19 protein-coding genes and 1 pseudogene are annotated in these 16,112 nt (G+C 43.8%); 10 read left to right on the top strand and 10 right to left on the bottom strand.

Annotation, left to right across the window (positions count from 1 at the left end; genetic code table 11):
* Positions 1 to 342: 342 nt before the first annotated feature.
* Positions 343 to 1,059 (bottom strand): hypothetical protein, encoded by a 717-nt coding sequence (locus Q0C11_RS04180; RefSeq protein WP_293006012.1) that lies wholly within the window; start codon positions 1,057 to 1,059, stop codon positions 343 to 345.
* Positions 1,060 to 1,436: 377 nt separating this feature from the next.
* On the opposite strand from Q0C11_RS04180, the gene gpmA reads away from it, so the two are divergent.
* From gpmA to Q0C11_RS04160, 4 genes are all read left to right on the top strand, one after another.
* Complete coding sequence (gene gpmA, locus Q0C11_RS04175; RefSeq protein ID WP_293006010.1) at positions 1,437 to 2,186, top strand: 2,3-diphosphoglycerate-dependent phosphoglycerate mutase; 750 nt, start codon at positions 1,437 to 1,439, stop codon at positions 2,184 to 2,186.
* Positions 2,187 to 2,375: 189 nt separating this feature from the next.
* On the top strand, positions 2,376 to 3,461 hold the full coding sequence (locus Q0C11_RS04170) for a peptidoglycan DD-metalloendopeptidase family protein (RefSeq protein ID WP_293006008.1): 1,086 nt from the start codon (positions 2,376 to 2,378) through the stop codon (positions 3,459 to 3,461).
* A 47-nt stretch (positions 3,462 to 3,508) separates the two neighbouring features.
* Positions 3,509 to 4,936 carry a S41 family peptidase gene (locus Q0C11_RS04165; protein WP_293006006.1) on the top strand — a complete coding sequence of 476 codons (1,428 nt, stop codon included), beginning with the start codon at positions 3,509 to 3,511 and terminating at the stop codon, positions 4,934 to 4,936.
* 20 nt (positions 4,937 to 4,956) lie between these two features.
* Positions 4,957 to 5,739 (top strand): molybdopterin-synthase adenylyltransferase MoeB, encoded by a 783-nt coding sequence (locus tag Q0C11_RS04160; RefSeq protein WP_293006004.1) that lies wholly within the window; start codon positions 4,957 to 4,959, stop codon positions 5,737 to 5,739.
* A 10-nt stretch (positions 5,740 to 5,749) separates the two neighbouring features.
* Here Q0C11_RS04160 and slmA read toward each other — a convergent pair whose 3' ends face one another.
* Entirely contained in the window at positions 5,750 to 6,355 is a 606-nt protein-coding gene (gene slmA / locus Q0C11_RS04155; protein WP_293006002.1) for a nucleoid occlusion factor SlmA, read from the bottom strand.
* Between the two features lie 94 nt (positions 6,356 to 6,449).
* On the opposite strand from slmA, the gene Q0C11_RS04150 reads away from it, so the two are divergent.
* The 3 genes and pseudogenes from Q0C11_RS04150 to Q0C11_RS04140 all read left to right on the top strand — a co-directional run.
* Complete coding sequence (locus Q0C11_RS04150) at positions 6,450 to 7,649, top strand: RHS repeat domain-containing protein (RefSeq protein ID WP_293006000.1); 1,200 nt, start codon at positions 6,450 to 6,452, stop codon at positions 7,647 to 7,649.
* Positions 7,650 to 7,657: 8 nt separating this feature from the next.
* Complete coding sequence (locus tag Q0C11_RS04145) at positions 7,658 to 7,945, top strand: hypothetical protein (RefSeq protein ID WP_293005998.1); 288 nt, start codon at positions 7,658 to 7,660, stop codon at positions 7,943 to 7,945.
* 24 nt (positions 7,946 to 7,969) lie between these two features.
* Positions 7,970 to 8,149 (top strand): annotated as a pseudogene (locus tag Q0C11_RS04140) (RHS repeat domain-containing protein); the annotation flags it as partial.
* Positions 8,150 to 8,161: 12 nt separating this feature from the next.
* On the opposite strand, the gene rdgB reads toward Q0C11_RS04140, so the two are convergent.
* The 4 genes from rdgB to Q0C11_RS04120 all read right to left on the bottom strand — a co-directional run bounded on the left by rdgB (position 8,162) and on the right by Q0C11_RS04120 (position 10,986).
* Entirely contained in the window at positions 8,162 to 8,764 is a 603-nt protein-coding gene (rdgB, locus tag Q0C11_RS04135; RefSeq protein ID WP_293005996.1) for an RdgB/HAM1 family non-canonical purine NTP pyrophosphatase, read from the bottom strand.
* Positions 8,765 to 8,773: 9 nt separating this feature from the next.
* Positions 8,774 to 9,496 (bottom strand): ribonuclease PH, encoded by a 723-nt coding sequence (gene rph, locus Q0C11_RS04130; RefSeq protein WP_293005995.1) that lies wholly within the window; start codon positions 9,494 to 9,496, stop codon positions 8,774 to 8,776.
* Positions 9,497 to 9,523: 27 nt separating this feature from the next.
* Positions 9,524 to 10,330 carry a type I methionyl aminopeptidase gene (gene map / locus Q0C11_RS04125; protein ID WP_293005993.1) on the bottom strand — a complete coding sequence of 269 codons (807 nt, stop codon included), beginning with the start codon at positions 10,328 to 10,330 and terminating at the stop codon, positions 9,524 to 9,526.
* A gap of 62 nt (positions 10,331 to 10,392) precedes the next feature.
* Positions 10,393 to 10,986, bottom strand: coding sequence for an SPOR domain-containing protein (locus Q0C11_RS04120; RefSeq protein ID WP_293005991.1), 594 nt, complete (start codon positions 10,984 to 10,986; stop codon positions 10,393 to 10,395).
* Between the two features lie 144 nt (positions 10,987 to 11,130).
* Between Q0C11_RS04120 and Q0C11_RS04115 the strand changes: the two genes are divergently transcribed.
* Complete coding sequence (locus tag Q0C11_RS04115) at positions 11,131 to 11,808, top strand: c-type cytochrome (RefSeq protein ID WP_293005990.1); 678 nt, start codon at positions 11,131 to 11,133, stop codon at positions 11,806 to 11,808.
* Between the two features lie 106 nt (positions 11,809 to 11,914).
* Here Q0C11_RS04115 and hemL read toward each other — a convergent pair whose 3' ends face one another.
* The 3 genes from hemL to Q0C11_RS04100 are packed head-to-tail and all read right to left on the bottom strand — an operon-like array spanning position 11,915 to position 14,721.
* Positions 11,915 to 13,195: a glutamate-1-semialdehyde 2,1-aminomutase gene (gene hemL, locus Q0C11_RS04110; RefSeq protein ID WP_293005988.1), complete on the bottom strand. Its 1,281-nt coding sequence runs from the start codon at positions 13,193 to 13,195 to the stop codon at positions 11,915 to 11,917.
* 49 nt (positions 13,196 to 13,244) lie between these two features.
* Positions 13,245 to 13,853, bottom strand: coding sequence for a thiamine phosphate synthase (gene thiE / locus Q0C11_RS04105; protein WP_293005986.1), 609 nt, complete (start codon positions 13,851 to 13,853; stop codon positions 13,245 to 13,247).
* Between the two features lie 4 nt (positions 13,854 to 13,857).
* Entirely contained in the window at positions 13,858 to 14,721 is an 864-nt protein-coding gene (locus Q0C11_RS04100) for a hydroxymethylpyrimidine/phosphomethylpyrimidine kinase (RefSeq protein WP_293005984.1), read from the bottom strand.
* Positions 14,722 to 14,773: 52 nt separating this feature from the next.
* On the opposite strand from Q0C11_RS04100, the gene Q0C11_RS04095 reads away from it, so the two are divergent.
* Together Q0C11_RS04095 and gloA are read left to right on the top strand one after the other, a co-directional pair.
* Entirely contained in the window at positions 14,774 to 14,962 is a 189-nt protein-coding gene (locus tag Q0C11_RS04095) for a rubredoxin (protein WP_292920032.1), read from the top strand.
* Positions 14,963 to 15,358, top strand: a complete 396-nt coding sequence (gloA, locus tag Q0C11_RS04090) for a lactoylglutathione lyase (RefSeq protein WP_293005982.1) — start codon at positions 14,963 to 14,965, stop codon at positions 15,356 to 15,358. It abuts the gene before it with no gap.
* 38 nt (positions 15,359 to 15,396) lie between these two features.
* On the opposite strand, the gene Q0C11_RS04085 is transcribed toward gloA, so the two are convergent.
* Positions 15,397 to 16,101: an SAM-dependent methyltransferase gene (locus Q0C11_RS04085; RefSeq protein ID WP_293005981.1), complete on the bottom strand. Its 705-nt coding sequence runs from the start codon at positions 16,099 to 16,101 to the stop codon at positions 15,397 to 15,399.
* Positions 16,102 to 16,112: the final 11 nt, after the last annotated feature.

Here is a 16,112-nt window from a genome sequence, read left to right as displayed (position 1 = left end):
ACGCTCGGTATGTTCGCGTGCGCCGACCCTATCAGAACCACCCCTAACAGCGCCGCAATTATCCCAGCCCATCGCTTGGCTCTCATCTCTCTCTCCTTTGGTTTTCCATAATTGTCTCCACTTATTTTCTTGACATCTTAAAGAGGTTTCCCCCTCTTGCTCCATAACCAACTACCCACCCCAACTTCCACAGATAGCTATTCTGCCTTAGACTACTTAGTCAACCTTGCACTGTCAAGGGTTTTTGACAGACAAAATAAAACACGCGAAACGGCTTAGCGCCAATCCTTTAATCGATTCAATAAATTGCACTGATCAGCGATATACGCAATTGCAACCAAATCATGCTGACGCTTCAGATGCCTTTTTGCGGCGCATAAAATAAAAAGCAGCACCGCCGCCCACTGCAATTAATAGCGCAATTTCCATTAATCCCAAACCACCACCGTGACTGCCATGCCCGCCACCTTTTCCAACATTTAGTGGAATCTTTACTACTGTCTTAACATTGCCCGCATCATCCTCTCTTTCCAACTGAATTGCATACTGACCTTTCTCCTGGATATTAGCTGCGATCACAATAATTCCTGATCGATGCATCTCTGGAGGCATATACACGATGCCATGTTCAGTGACTCCGTGCCCCGCATGTTCATCATGATTCATGCCCTCATGATCCGAATGATCCTCAACATCCGCTGGTTTATGATCAGCAGCACTATTATGCTGCCCCCCACCATGTCCGTCATGCCCTTCTTTCACTAAGCGAACTGCCAAAAGCATTTGGCGCGCCTGTTGCGGCAACTCAACGGTCAAATTCACTTTGCCAGTTTTAGGTAAATTTTCGCAGAATGAATGCATCGGTGGTATGCCGCCTTCAGGCACTTCATAAGCACTGAATGTTACCGGGAATTCACCCGTTTTAATCGCACAGCCGCCCGCATCATGATGCCCTTCATGCGCCAACATCAGCTGCGCGTGAACAGGCAACGCCAATAAAGAAGCCAAAATCACACCACAAAATTTTGTTGCCCAAATATTCCCAGAAACTACCTTCATATTTTCTCCAAAATTATATCTGCAAACCCAGTCTATTGATGTATGTCCAGTTATTTCAGCCGAACAACAAATAAATTAAGCTCGGGATTGTATAACAAAAAATTTAGAATATTAATCGAAATTAAAATATTTGTAGCTTAAGTAATTGTTGTTGAGTAATGGTATTTTTCAACAAATTCTTCTTTCTTCCTTTATCTACTTTACTGTCAGGTAGAATAAATCAACACTTTTTAAAATGAACAAAATTTACGTAAATTTCATATGCTCGCACAAAAGCACCAGCCATACACTGTGTTTCAAGCTAAAATTATAATAAAATACTAAAGTTTTTTAAGCCTTCATAAAATAATCAATCTGCTTTTCATTAAAAGGTAAATATGAAAAAAATTGTTCTCCTGCGCCACGGAGAAAGCACTTGGAATCAAGAAAATCGATTTACTGGCTGGACAGACGTTGATTTAACACCAAACGGCATTCAAGAGGCTCAAAATGCTGGACAGCTTTTACAAGAACATGGATTTACATTTGATATCGCCTATACATCCGTTCTCAAGCGTGCCATTCGGACTTTATGGATAGTGTTGGATGAAATGGATCAGATGTGGATTCCGATAGAACATACGTGGCGATTAAATGAACGACATTATGGTGCACTCCAAGGCCTTAGTAAAACTGAAACAGCAGCTCAATATGGTGACGAGCAAGTTCTGATTTGGCGGCGCAGCTATGATATTAGGCCACCCTCGCTAAGTATTGATGATCGGCGCTATGCCGGAACCGACCCACGCTATAAAAATTTGGCACGTGATGATATTCCTTTAACTGAGTGCCTTAAAGATACGGTTGCAAGGTTTTTACCTTATTGGAACAAAACAATTGCACCCCAGATCCAAGTCGGCAAAAGTGTGATCATTGTCGCACATGGAAATTCATTAAGAGCACTGGTTAAGTATCTAGATAATGTTTCTGATGTTGATATTCTCAATTGCAACATTCCTACCGGCATCCCGTTAATATATGAACTGGACGATAATTTAAAACCAATTCAGAATTATTATCTTGGAAATCCGACCGATATTCAGGAAGCAATGAAAATTGTAGCTAATCAAGGAAAGTCAGCTGTTTAAATACAGCCATCCGTTTATTCTGGTATATGCATAATAAATATTTTATTAATTCAAACAAAACATATCGCTCTGGAAACTAATACGTCTAATTTGATTCATCCGCAATGTGCTTATTCGGTACTGTTGGTATGTGTGTTGATTTTTATTTGTCCGCATTCAGCATTCTCAAGCAATCAAGAAAATCTCAAATTGTTACGTGAGCGCATCCAATTACTTCAAAAAGATTTAGCCAATAAAAAATCATTACAACAAGATACGACGAAAACATTACGTGACACTGAGCAATCAATCAATGACATCTCCCGCAAATTAACAAAACTCGTTGCAGATGACCGGCAGGCTGTTGAAGAATATAAACAATTACAGACTCGATATCATATAATTAGCAATGAGATCAAAACCGAGCAAAGTCGACTAGAAAAATTACTTTACCAGCAATATATCGGAGGACAACACAATTATTTACACTTACTGTTAAATCAACATGACCCTAATCAAATAGCTCGGAACGTCTATTACTACCAACAATTCGCACTTGCTCGTTCAGACAGCATTACAAATCTTAAAAAGAATCAATACGAAATTCTGACGCTCACTGAACTGAGTCGCCATAAAAAAGCAGAGATTACTGCCATCCAAACCCAATATCACAATGAACGCAAGAAGCTTGAACAAGAAAAAAACAAACAGCAAATTATGCTATCACAGGTATCTAGCAATATTAACCAGAAGCAACAAGAGATTAACAAGCTTAAGGATGACGAAAAACGCATCACTCATTTAGTTAATGAGATTAATAAATTCCTTGTCCAAGAAAAATCCAGCAGCGGCTCTCGAATTAACAATAAGCTCCCAGATGCTTCTACAACAAACACTCCATTCCCATCGCTCAAAGGCAAATTAAATTTACCTGTGCGCGGGAAACTTGTTAACACTTTTGGCGGTCAACGTTCAGGTAAGCATATAACGTGGAAAGGTCTTTTTATACAGGCGCCTAAAGGTAGTGACGTTAAAGCTATCTCAGGAGGTAGAGTTGTATTTTCTGACGGGTTGCGAGGCTTTGGTAATTTGATAATTTTAGATCATGGAAACAACTATATGAGCCTTTATGGTAATAATACAACACTCCATAAACAAGTAGGTGACATGATTCGCGGCGGCGATACAATAGCTACCGTAGGAAATAGCGGTAGTGATGCAGATTCAGGTTTATACTTTGAACTTCGTCATAGGGGTAAGCCTTTTGATCCTTTGACATGGATCAAAATAGAATGAATGCGGCAAACCATTTACATAAATTCGATCAGTGCGGAGATAGCATCATGAGTAATACAATCAAAAAATCAGGCCTAATTCTAATTGGGGTAATCGCTGGAGTGATGCTCAGTTTGAATTTCTCCGCCATTGCCAATAAAGAAAATATCGAGGCTATCCATCCACTACCGATTGAAGAGTTACGTACCTTCGCTCAGGTCTTTGGCCGCATCAAAAGCGACTATGTCGAATCCGTAGAAGACAAAAAACTGATAACTGAAGCCATCAATGGCATGCTTGTTGGTCTAGATCCTCATTCTGCTTATCTTGACAAAGACGAATATAAGGAACTACAAATAGGAACACAAGGTGAGTTCGGTGGACTAGGCATTCAGGTAACGATGGAAGACGGTGTAGTAAAAGTGATTTCGCCCATCGAAGACACCCCAGCATTTCGTGCGGGTATTCAAACGGGCGATTTGATCGTTAAATTGGATGACACGGTTGTAAAAGGCATGACACTTAATGATGCGATCAAGCTCATGCGCGGCAAACCCAAAACTTCGATAAAAATTACGATAGTGCGGGAAGGCGAGACAGAACCACTGGTTTTTAATTTAGTACGTGACATCATAAAAATTCAGAGCGTAAAATCGAAAATGCTCGAACCCGGCTATGCCTATATTCGAATCACACAATTTCAAGAACAAACTGGCGAAAATTTAGCACAAGCGATCAGAACTCTATTTGGTGAAAACAAGGGAGAAATGAAAGGTTTAATATTGGATTTGCGCAACGATCCAGGCGGGTTACTCAATGGAGCGGTTGCAGTCTCAGCCGCTTTTCTGCCGGAAAATGCGCTGGTTGTGTACACAGAAGGCCGTAGTCCCGATGCAAAAATGAAATTGCACGCCAATCCGGAATTTTATTTGCGCGGACCTGATAAGGATTATTTAAGGGGTTTACCCTCTGAAGTGAAAACCGTACCCATGATTACGCTGGTCAATGGTGGCTCTGCTTCAGCATCCGAAATTGTTGCAGGTGCTTTACAAGATCATAAACGCTCTGTCGTTATGGGGTCACAAACATTCGGCAAAGGATCGGTCCAAACAATACTGCCGTTAGGAAACAATACCGCGATTAAATTAACAACCGCGCGATACTACACGCCTAATGGTCAATCCATACAAGCGCAGGGCATTACACCTGATATTCTGGATGAAGCTGACAACGGTGATGATCAACGCCTACGTGAATCAGATTTGAATCGCCATTTGTCCAATGGCAAAAAAACCGAAAAGAAAGCAACTTCTGAAACAAAAAAAACAGAATCAAAACCTGCGGGTAACAAGAAAGATAAAAAGAACAAAGATACAAAAGATAATGCTCCTATCGAATTCGGCTCGGAAGAAGACCAACTATTAAAGCAAGCCATGAATCACTTTAAAGGTATTACCTCACCTTCTCCAAAAAAGAACGATGAAAGTGAGATCTAATTAAAAGTTGATAAAGGCTTGTGAATGACCATCAACTCCTTCGATACAGCCGCCATATCCTGCTTCCGCAAATTGACATTGCGGGGCAGGAAAAGCTTAATCACTCAAGCGCATTAATTGTTGGGGCAGGCGGCTTAGGTTCTCCTGTGGCGCTTTATCTTGCCGCCAGCGGGGTAGGCAATCTGACCATTTGTGATGGCGATCAGGTTGATCTGACTAACTTGCAACGACAAATTATGCATAACAGCCAATCAATCGGCCTTGCAAAAGTTCTCTCAGCCAAGCAATCACTGGCCAGAATCAATCCGGAAATCAATGTCACCACAATTCAAGAGCAAGTCGGTGCAGAAAAATTACTACAACTCACAGCAGAAGTTGATGTGGTGATTGATGCCAGTGATAATTTCAATACGCGATATCATATCAATCAGGCCTGCATCACAAATAAAAAACCCCTAATCTCTGGAGCCGCAGTGCGTTTTAACGGTCAGATCAGCGTATTTGACCTGCGTCATGACGACAGCCCTTGCTATCACTGCCTATACCCAAACACCGGAAGTGAAGAAGATATGCCTTGCGCAATCATGGGCGTTTTCTCACCTATCGTAGGTATAATCGGCTCAATGCAAGCCGCAGAGGCGCTAAAAATTCTGTTGAATATTGGCATAAGCCTCAATGGACGCTTGCTATTACTCGATGGCCTCACGATGAATTGGCATTCCACCCATCTACCTAAAGATCCGGCGTGTCCGGTATGCCAAACATCAGTATCAAAAAAGAACCATCATCAAACAATGAGTTGAATCTTCCACGCTAAAGAAGTTCTGATGGCAACAAAGTCAGTCGCTGAACTTCCCAGTCTGCCAGCGGATCACGCTCAAATTCACTTTTGACAAACTGATACCAGCGACCAATCACAAAGCACAACAATAAATTAGCTCGCGCCGTAACATTCACATTCACATTCCTATTTATCTGTCCCTCAGAAGCAGCAAACCGTAGCGCCTGCTTTAAAGTAGCCTCCAATCTATCGTGCAACTGGTTAACGCGCAGTTGCAAATGCTCATTTTCATTGATCAAGACATCGTTCACCAGAATCCGCGTCATACCCGGATTCTTACGTGAGAATCCTAACAATAGCAGCAATAAGTTTTCAATCTTTTGGGTAGCCGAATGCTCTTCTTGCAAAATCTTATTGATCAGCACAAACAGTGTCTTTTCGATAAATTCTATCAGAGCCTCGAACATTTGCGATTTATTGGGAAAACAACGATATACGGATGATTGCGAGATTCCCAGTTTCTTGGCCAATGCTGCAGTCGTTATCTTGAGTCTCTGCGGATGCTCCAACATCTCGGCCAGCGCTTGCAGGATTTGATCCTTCTTTTCACTTAATTTTTCTGATGCAGATGATTCCAATGAGATAACCACAAAAAGAGAACAAAGTTGGGAATATAGCAAAATACTAGATTGATGTGATAATTATCACAATCAGAACGTTGCAGGGCCGGTGATGAAAGCTTACAGTTTTGATGCTGCCGATAATCCGTCGAGTGATGGTGCTACTACTTTTACCTGGAATGTCGCTGGCAAACTTTCAACCACAGTTAATAATGGCAAAACGCACGCGTACAAATACAATGCCCTGGAACAACGCGTCAGCAAGAATGGCCCGTTGAGTTCGAAGTTTACTTTCTTCTATGACGAAGCCGGACAATTGATCGGCGAATACCGGGACAATTCCAGTACCGCGACACCGACGGATGACTGGCTGGTAAGACAGGAAACCATCTGGCCGGAAGACATTCCAGTGGCCGTAATCAAAAAATCGACCGCAACAGGACCAATTCAGATTTACTTCATTCACGCCGATCATCTTAATACGCCCAGAGTGATCGTGAACCAAAGCAACACACCAGTCTCGCGCTGGGAAAATACCCACGCGTTCGGTGCCAATCTGCCTGATGAAGATCCGGACTGTAATAGCCAATTATTCGAATATCACCCCAGATACCCAGGGCAGTATTTTGATAAAGAAACCAATCTTCACTACAATTACTTCAGGTATTATGAGCCGGAAACGGGCAGATATATCAGTCCTGACCCGATTGGGTTGGCGGGGGGAATTAATACTTTTGGGTATGCGTTGCAGAATCCGTTAAGTTTCGTTGATCCGACGGGTAAGGCGGTTCCTGTATTAATAGCTGCTTGTGCTGCTAATCCAGCTTGTGCAGCTGCGGTAGGTACAGGTATAGGCGCATTAACTAGTGCATTGTTTGATTTCGGATCACAATTGCTTAATAACGACGGCAATCTGCAATGTGTAGATAAAGGTAGCCTTGCACTTTCTGCTGGAATAGGTGCTATACCTCTTGGGGCCGTTGTGGCTATTGGTAGTAAAGTTCTAGGGCAGTTTGTTCCAAAGATTGGATTACCAGTTGTTAAATCTGCACAAAGTAAGCTAGGTTCTTTAGCGGATAGATTTGGTAGAAGCTCAGATAATATTTTAGAACAGGGATTAAAAGGAAGACGTTTCAGAGACGTAAATAATAGTGGAAATATCAATGTATTTTCACCCCGTCCAGATGGTAAAAATGGTTTTCTGAGAATAACTTTAGACCCTAAAGGTGAACGAGTTATCTCTGCTGGGTTGAATAAAGCTAGAGACGTTAATCGAGGAATAGATAGAGGCAGGTTTAACCCTCTTGAATAAGGAATGCTATGACTACGGCTGACTATATAAAGCAGATGCTGACCATGATAGATAATCTTTTATCAGGTATGTGGAAGATAGATGAGTTCCGAAGTAACTATTACGATTTCTATTTGGAAGAAGTACCTGACGATTTGTTATCTGATACAGAGTCTGAGTTTTTTGGAGGTGTGCAAGAAAAATTAGATTGGGTTGATGAATCTCCTGACATTGAAAGTCAGAATTCTGGCTGGTTAAATCATGAACAATTTGTAGAATGGGTAAAGCAGCAGAAAATCAAGTTTTACCCTGAATAGTTATTATAAGAAAACAATTACTTCCGGTATTATGAGCCTGAAACCGGCAGATATCTGTCCAGTGACCCGATCGGGCTCGCCGGGGGATTCAATACTTATGGGTATGAACTGCAGAATCCGTTTACAAAAATAGGGTCAGGTCCAGAACTGAGATTTTTTTGTTTTTGCAAAAAATCACTCTGCGGGATCGAGGAAATTTTGTAGGATGATAGTTATTCAAAATTTTCCGGCGCGTAAAATGGCAACCAGTTTTGCCAGCGCCTGGCCGCGATGGCTGATGCTGTTTTTTTGTTCCGCGGTTAATTCAGCAGCAGTTTTATCGAATTCCGGCACAAAAAAATACGGGTCATAACCGAACCCGTGCTCGCCCTTTGATTGATCAATAATTTCACCGTGCCACGATCCGTCGACGATGATCGGCTGTGGATCATCGGCGTGGCGTAGCAGAACGATCACGCAATAATAATAAGCACGCCGATCAGAGTGATTTTTCAGCGCTTTAACCAATTTCCGGTTGTTGCGTTCATCCGATTTCGGCTCCCCGGCGTAGCGCGCCGAAGAAACACCGGGCGCATGATTTAACGCACTGACACAAATCCCCGAGTCATCTGCCAGCGCTGGCAACCCGGAGTAGCGGCTGGCATGACGCGCTTTGACCAATGCGTTTTCAACAAACGTGCCGTAAGGCTCATCCACTTCACCCGTATCAAAATCAGATTGTGGCACCACTGCAATGGCCAGCGGTTCAAGTAATGCGCTAATTTCGCGCAACTTGCCCTGATTGTTGCTCGCGATCACCAGCTGATTCAATATATTCATAATTGCTGATTATTTCGCCATCAAAACTTTTTTCTGCAGTGCAATCAGTTCCTGGATACCCTGTTGCGCCATATCCAGCATCGTATCCAGTTCATTGCGGCTAAAAGCGTTTCCTTCCGCAGTGCCCTGCACTTCGACGATACCCAGATTTCCGGTCATCACCACATTCATATCCGTATCACACGAGGAATCTTCGGCATAATCCAGATCCAGCATTGGCACGCCCTGATGAATGCCAGCCGAAATCGCCGCGACATGATCCGTGATCGGCGAGGTTTCAATGAGTTGCTGATAAATTAATTTTTCCACGGCGTCGGACAACGCTACAAACGCCCCGGTGATACTGGCCGTGCGCGTGCCGCCATCGGCCTGGATCACGTCACAATCAATTTGAATGGTGCGCTCTCCCAATTGCTTTAAATCCACCACGGCTCGCAAAGAACGTCCAATCAGGCGCTGAATTTCCATGGTGCGCCCCGATTGCTTGCCTTTTGCCGCTTCACGCTGCATCCGGGTATTCGTTGAACCGGGCAACATGCCGTATTCGGCAGTCAGCCAGCCTTGCGCCCGGCCTTTGAGAAAAGGAGGAACTTGTTCGCTGATGCTAGCGGTGCAGATCACTTTGGTGTCGCCGCACTCGATCAATACCGAACCATCGGCGTGCTTGGTGTAATGGCGAATTATTCTGACCGGACGGATTTGTGCCGATGTGCGTTGATGACTTCGTATCATGGCTGGAATTTTATCCCGAATGAGAATCTAGTTAGAAAAACGATAAGTGGGTTTATCCGGAGCGCCTGCTGATACGGTTAGAACGTCATAACCCTCTGCGGTAACCAAAATGGTATGTTCCCATTGTGCTGACAAGCTGCCATCTTTGGTGGTAACAGTCCAACCATCCGGCAGATGGCGAATGGCCGCTTTACCTGCATTAATCATCGGTTCTACCGTAAAGATCATGCCAGGCTTCAATTCCATTCCGGTTCCGGGCCGGCCATAATGAAGCACCTGGGGGTTTTCATGAAAATTGGCGCCAATTCCATGCCCGCAAAATTCTCTGACCACGCTATATCCCACACCTTCCGCCAGTTTCTGAATGGCGTGCCCAATATCGCCCAGATGCTTGCCCGGTTTTATTTCATCGATGCCTCGCCACATCGCTTCAAGGGTAACCTCACATAAACGCTTCGCTTGGATAGAAGGCTCCCCAACGTAAAACATCCGGCTGGTGTCCCCATGATATCCCTCATAAATCACGGTAATATCAATATTAACAATATCCCCGTTTTTTAACTTCTTCTGCCCAGGAACACCGTGGCAAATCTGATTATTCACCGAGGTACAAATCGATTTGGGATAAGGCGTATGCCCTGCAGGCGCGTAATTCAAAGGCGCAGGGATTGTCTTTTGCACATCTACCATGTAATGATGGCACAGCGAATCCAGCTCCTCAGTCGCGACGCCTGCCACGACATGAGGTGTGATGTAGTCAAGCACTTCCGCTGCCAGCCGTCCTGCAATGCGCATTTTTTCTATTTCTTGCGGTGTTTTAATCAGTACCGTCATTATTAGTTGATTTGATTATTGAGTGATAAAATTAGAAATATCATTAATTCCTGCTGGGTATATTATAAGCGCTCACACTTGCCTTGAACCAATTGCGTATCATCAAATTGCTCCACTAATTTTTGCATCTGCTCCTTGATCGTTTGCGTCGGATTATGAATGATTATTTTCCTTAGCAAAACACTACGATCTTCTATCTTAGCATTGGCAATACCTTTTTTCTCGGCCTCTCTTAACTGTTTCAACGCATCTTTCTGATCATAAAACATACCCAAAGAAATTGCATTCTTCCATTGCGTTTCATCTTTGACACGAAAACTAACAATACCAAGATTTCTTAATTTGTTAATTTCGCGATTGGCATCTTCTTTATTCGGGAATGGTGGAATATATAGCCAAAACATAGTGGTATTACCCGACTCCTCCAGGCTGTAAAGTAACTCAGGGAATAATTCCGATAAAACTGTCTGAGCATATTGTATTTGCTCTTCATAAAAATGATCCCAGATCAAGCAATTTTCATGTGCTGAAACTAATACTATTTTTTCAGGATTCACTTGGGTCGGTATAATTCGATTTTGCTCTTTAGAAAAGAGCTGACTGCCTATCACGTAGGCTATATTCACTAACAGTAAAATAATAAAGATTATTTTCATTGAAAAATAAAATATTATAATTAACAAAGATCAGCTTAATTTTGTTGTTAACGTGGTTATGCCTTGTTAAAATGCACTGTTATTTTTCTAACATGTCTAGCCTAGCAATTTTTGAAAGACCTTTTAAAAAACGGAATAAGAAATATGAAAATGATTAAAATGATGATAATGCTTGCAGCATTTGCTATGGTTTTGCCAATTTCGGCTGAAACCACAGAAGATGCTGCTCCGGCTGATGCTCCAGTTACTCCTGCTGATGCTCCGGCCGCTCCTGCCACAATTGAAGAAATTGCAGCGGGTGTATGCGCTGGTTGCCACAATGCAGATGGTAACAGCGTTATTCCGATGAATCCTATCCTGGCCGGTCAGCATGCCGAGTATATCACCAAGCAGCTGATGGATTTTAAAGCAATCGGCGATGAACCACCCAAACGCAATAGCCCTGTTATGTCCGCCATGGTAACAGCGCTGTCACAGGAAGACATGGAAAAGCTTGGCACATATTATGCCAAACAAAAAACCATTCCAAGCCAAATAACAGCCAGTGAAAGATTGCTTGAAGCAGGCAAGATCATTTATCTCGGTGGAAACATTGAGAATGGCATCCCAGCCTGCGCTAGCTGTCATGGTCCCAATGGTTCCGGAATTCCGCCTCATTATCCTGCACTAGCAGGACAACACGCCGAATACACACTGACACAACTGGATATGTTTAACAAAGGTGAGCGCACCAATGACAATGAAGTCATGTTACAAGTAGTCAGCCGCATGAGTGCAAACGAGAAACGAGCTGTATCAGCTTATATCTCTACGATTCGTTAATTTAATTAACGAGAGTATCCATTAAAAGGTGGCATTCGCCACCTTTTTTAACTTTCACTTTACACAAATCGATAAAGCACCCACCGCAAGCGGCAAAAATTACTCATTACCAATCCTTAAATATTTTCTCTGCTGCAAATAATGTTTTATCCAATTCATCGTCTCCATGTGCTGACGACACAAAACCTGCTTCAAATGCCGACGGGGCAAAATAAATACCCTCCTCAAGCATGGCATGAAAGAATCGGTTAAAAGCTGATTTATCGCATTGCATCACCTCGGCAAAGCTGCCGGGTATATTTTTATTAAAATACAATCCAAACATACCACCAATGGATTGCGCACAAAAATCAACCCCATGACTTTTAGCTTTAGTAGCAATGCCATCGACTAATTGCTGCGTTCTGTTCGACAATCGATCGTAAAAACCGGGGGCTTGAATCAATTTTAACGTAGCCAACCCCGCAGCAACGGCTACCGGATTACCGGACAGCGTGCCTGCCTGATAAACCGGACCCAGTGGCGCCAAGCACTGCATGATATCGCGACGTCCGCCAAATGCCGCCATTGGCATGCCCCCACCGATGACTTTGCCCAATGCAGTCAGATCAGGTTTGATCTGGTACAACCCTTGCGCGCACCCTAGCCCGACACGAAACCCCGTCATCACTTCATCAAATATTAATACACTGCCGTTTTGCGTACACAATGCCCGAAGCTTGGTCAGAAAATCAGCTTGTGGAGCTATCAGATTCATATTGCCGGCAACCGGTTCGACAATCACCGCAGCAATTTCTTTGCCCCATTGGTTGAACGCGGCTTCAATGCCTACTATGTCGTTGTAGTCCAGAACGATCGTATGACCGGCTGTTTCCGCCGGGACCCCGGCAGAACTAGGATTACCGAAGGTGAGCGCACCCGATCCCGCCTTAACTAACAAGGAATCATCGTGACCATGGTAGCAACCTTCAAATTTAATGATTTTACTTCTACCAGTAAATCCCCGCGCCAGGCGAATGACGCTCATGCCTGCTTCGGTGCCGGAGCTCACTAATCGCACCTGCTCAATGGATGGAACCAATTGACAAATCAACTGTGCGATTTCCAGCTCCGCTTCAGTAGGCGCGCCAAAAGTTAAGCCATTCTTGGCCGCAGTCTGAACCGTCTTAACGACTTCCGGATGCGCATGACCCAAAATCAAAGGCCCCCATGAGCCGACATAATCAATGTACGATTTACCGTCCGCATCCCAGAAATAGGCACCTTCGCCACGTTGAAAAAAAACCGGTTCACCACCCACCGATTTAAACGCACGAACCGGAGAATTAACGCCACCGGGAATATATTGCTGAGATTGTTCAAATAATTGATGATTACGTGAAGTCATTTAGTTACTCATAGAAAGAATTGATAAAGATAACCCGGATTAAAATGTATTACAGATTTTGTGCAAATAATTGCGTATATTGCGCTGCTCTAAGCTTAATATTTTTAGCCTGATACAAATCGCTGCAAACGGCAATGACATCACAACCGCTATCAATCACCATTGCAGCATTGGTCAGCTGGATGCCGCCAATTCCGACCATTGACGTTGTTATCGTTTGCCTTGCTTGATTGATCAGACTCATCGAAACCGGTGTCGCATCCGGCTTGGTCACTGAAGGAAAAAGAGCGCCAAAAGCGACATAATCAGCGCCTTGTTTTTCTGCCTCAAGTGCCAGATTCAGATTGTTATAACATGATGCTCCAACAATTTTTCCTTGCTTCAACAGCTTTTTCGCATCATATACTGATGTATCGTCCCGCCCCACATGCACCCCGTCAGCATCAATCTCGATTGCAAGATCAATATGATCGTTGATAATTAGAGGAATTTCATACTCGCTGCACAACTGCAGCAATAATCTGGCTTGCTGCTTACGTAAAACGTTATTTGCTGATTTATTGCGATATTGAATACACCGCGCCCCGCCCACCAGAGCTTGTTGCGTCTTACTCAACAGATCATTGGTATCCTCAGAATCCGGAGTTATCGCATACAACCCTCTAATCCTCTGGCTTTTCAACGACCGTACCGACAATTTCGTCTTCACTACCTGCAATATCTTTAACCCAGAAAAGCCGGTTGGGAATATATTGCCCCATACCGGGACGGAACCCGGCTTGCAGTGCGTGCCAGGTGTAATCCTGCGCTTCTATGACACTTTCACTAATGGATAATCCATTGGCTAACGATGCGGCGATCGCCGATGCCAGCGTACAACCCGAACCATGATAAGTATGTTCGAGCCGATCCCACTGATCTGATCGCACAATACCATCAACGTCAAACAAGGTATTCGTCACTTTCGTTGTATTCTCGTGCGTGCCGGTTATCAATACATACCCACATCCCATATCCAACAATCGATGCGCACAAACATTCAAATCCAATCTGCCTTCATTACCGTCACTATCCTGCTGCGCTAGATGTCTTGCTTCCAAACTATTGGGCGTTAATATCGTAACCTGCGGCAGCAATAAATCACGCATCGCATCAATCATTTCTTCGTTAGCGAGTTCATCCCCGCGTCCAGAAGTCAATATGGGATCCATCACTAAAGGGATATGGGGATAATCAGAAATGACCTCCGCAATAGCAGCAATAATTTCAACGCTGCCCAGCAAACCGATCTTAAACGCGTGAACCGGCATGTCTTCCAACACGGCTCGCGCTTGGTCTACAACCCATTCGGAATCCAGCGGCATTACTTCATCTACGCCTGCTGTATCCTGGATAGTTATAGCCGTCATGACGGACAATGGATGACAACCCAAACTGGCAATAGTCAACATATCCGCCTGCAGACCTGCTCCGCCACTAGGGTCATTGGCTGCAAAAGAAAGTACGATTGGGGGTGGCTGTAACATGCATTAATACCGTAAAATATCATTTTAACCTAAAAGGACACTGCTATCTATCATGCCTACCGAAGAGAATGGTCAATATAATCGTTATATGTGTTTAATTTGCGGCTACATCTATGATGAAGCCTTGGGCTCTCCAGATGAAGGCATTGAACCGGGTACGCGCTGGGAAGATGTGCCAATCAATTGGACCTGCCCGGAATGCGGTGCACGTAAAGAAGATTTTGAAATGGTAAAAATTTAAATGCGTATCCTACATACGATGTTACGGGTCGGAAATCTTGAGCAATCACTGGCTTTTTATACGCAAGTTTTAGGGATGAAATTACTCCGCCGCAAAGATTACCCGGATGGAAAATTCACCCTCGCTTTTGTAGGCTACCAGGATGAAGCTAATGGCACCGTACTGGAACTGACGCACAATTGGGATACACCTTCTTACAACCTAGGCGAAGGTTTTGGTCATATTGCCATCGAGGTTGAGGATGCTTATCAAGCCTGCGAAAACACAAAAAAAATGGGGGGCAAAGTAACCCGTGAGGCTGGCCCGATGAAACATGGCACGACGGTCATTGCATTTATCGAAGATCCCGACGGCTACAAAATAGAATTCATTCAAAAAAAGTATCCTGATCAATAATCACTCAGATTACCGGGCAACACCCACACTGAAATCAGTCATCCCTGCAATAAAAAAATCGACGGTATTTTATTGATATCGGGTAAAGAATGTCTCCATTCTTTGATCGATTTGGTTGCAATCATCTCACGGTCAAATGTCAGATCGGTTGCAATGCACAAGTCGGTGCTGTCATTGCATACTTTGATGAGTTGTTCGAGCAATTTCTGGTTACGATAAGGAGTTTCAATGAAAATCTGCGTTTGCTTCAGATTGATCGATATTTTTTCCAACTCTCTTATTTTACTCGCTCTGGCTGTGTTCTCAACCGGCAAATAACCATGAAAGGCAAATTGTTGCCCGTTTAAGCCTGATGCCATCAGTGCCAGTAATATGGATGACGGCCCGACCAAAGGCACCACGGGAATATTTTTTTGATGTGCCAGCCTGACGAGTCCGGCCCCAGGATCCGCCACCGCCGGGCAACCCGCTTCGGACAACAAGCCCACATCATGTCCAGCCAAAATTGGATCCAGCAAAGACAACAAATCTTTTGCCCGTGTATGTTCATTCAGGGTCTGCATATTTAATTCCTGCAGAGGGCATTTGCAATGCAACTGTTTCAGAAATTGCCTCGCCGTCTTAGGGTGCTCAACGATAAAATGAGAAATTTCAGCAACACATTGTTGCACCGCCGCTGGCAACACCCAAGCAATATCGGCTTCGCTGATTGGCGCTGGAACCAGATAGAGCTTACCTGTCATCGGAATAGCGG

It is taken from the genome of Nitrosomonas sp. (genome assembly GCF_022842015.1).
Taxonomy (GTDB): domain Bacteria; phylum Pseudomonadota; class Gammaproteobacteria; order Burkholderiales; family Nitrosomonadaceae; genus Nitrosomonas.
This window is presented reverse-complemented; position numbering and strand designations above follow the sequence as displayed.

Bases quoted from the DNA above. Each gene is read 5' to 3' on its own strand.
- Q0C11_RS04095 (WP_292920032.1), top strand. From the start codon at position 14,774: ATGCCTACCGAAGAGAATGGTCAATATAATCGTTATATGTGTTTAATT.
- Q0C11_RS04120 (WP_293005991.1), bottom strand. From the start codon at position 10,986: ATGAAAATAATCTTTATTATTTTACTGTTAGTGAATATAGCCTACGTG.
- rph (WP_293005995.1), bottom strand. From the start codon at position 9,496: ATGATACGAAGTCATCAACGCACATCGGCACAAATCCGTCCGGTCAGA.
- Q0C11_RS04165 (WP_293006006.1), top strand. From the start codon at position 3,509: ATGAGTAATACAATCAAAAAATCAGGCCTAATTCTAATTGGGGTAATC.
- hemL (WP_293005988.1), bottom strand. From the start codon at position 13,195: ATGACTTCACGTAATCATCAATTATTTGAACAATCTCAGCAATATATT.
- gpmA (WP_293006010.1), top strand. From the start codon at position 1,437: ATGAAAAAAATTGTTCTCCTGCGCCACGGAGAAAGCACTTGGAATCAA.
- Q0C11_RS04085 (WP_293005981.1), bottom strand. From the start codon at position 16,101: ATGACAGGTAAGCTCTATCTGGTTCCAGCGCCAATCAGCGAAGCCGAT.
- Q0C11_RS04180 (WP_293006012.1), bottom strand. From the start codon at position 1,059: ATGAAGGTAGTTTCTGGGAATATTTGGGCAACAAAATTTTGTGGTGTG.
- Q0C11_RS04150 (WP_293006000.1), top strand. From the start codon at position 6,450: ATGAAAGCTTACAGTTTTGATGCTGCCGATAATCCGTCGAGTGATGGT.
- rdgB (WP_293005996.1), bottom strand. From the start codon at position 8,764: ATGAATATATTGAATCAGCTGGTGATCGCGAGCAACAATCAGGGCAAG.
- Q0C11_RS04100 (WP_293005984.1), bottom strand. From the start codon at position 14,721: ATGTTACAGCCACCCCCAATCGTACTTTCTTTTGCAGCCAATGACCCT.
- gloA (WP_293005982.1), top strand. From the start codon at position 14,963: ATGCGTATCCTACATACGATGTTACGGGTCGGAAATCTTGAGCAATCA.
- Q0C11_RS04115 (WP_293005990.1), top strand. From the start codon at position 11,131: ATGAAAATGATTAAAATGATGATAATGCTTGCAGCATTTGCTATGGTT.
- Q0C11_RS04145 (WP_293005998.1), top strand. From the start codon at position 7,658: ATGACTACGGCTGACTATATAAAGCAGATGCTGACCATGATAGATAAT.
- map (WP_293005993.1), bottom strand. From the start codon at position 10,330: ATGACGGTACTGATTAAAACACCGCAAGAAATAGAAAAAATGCGCATT.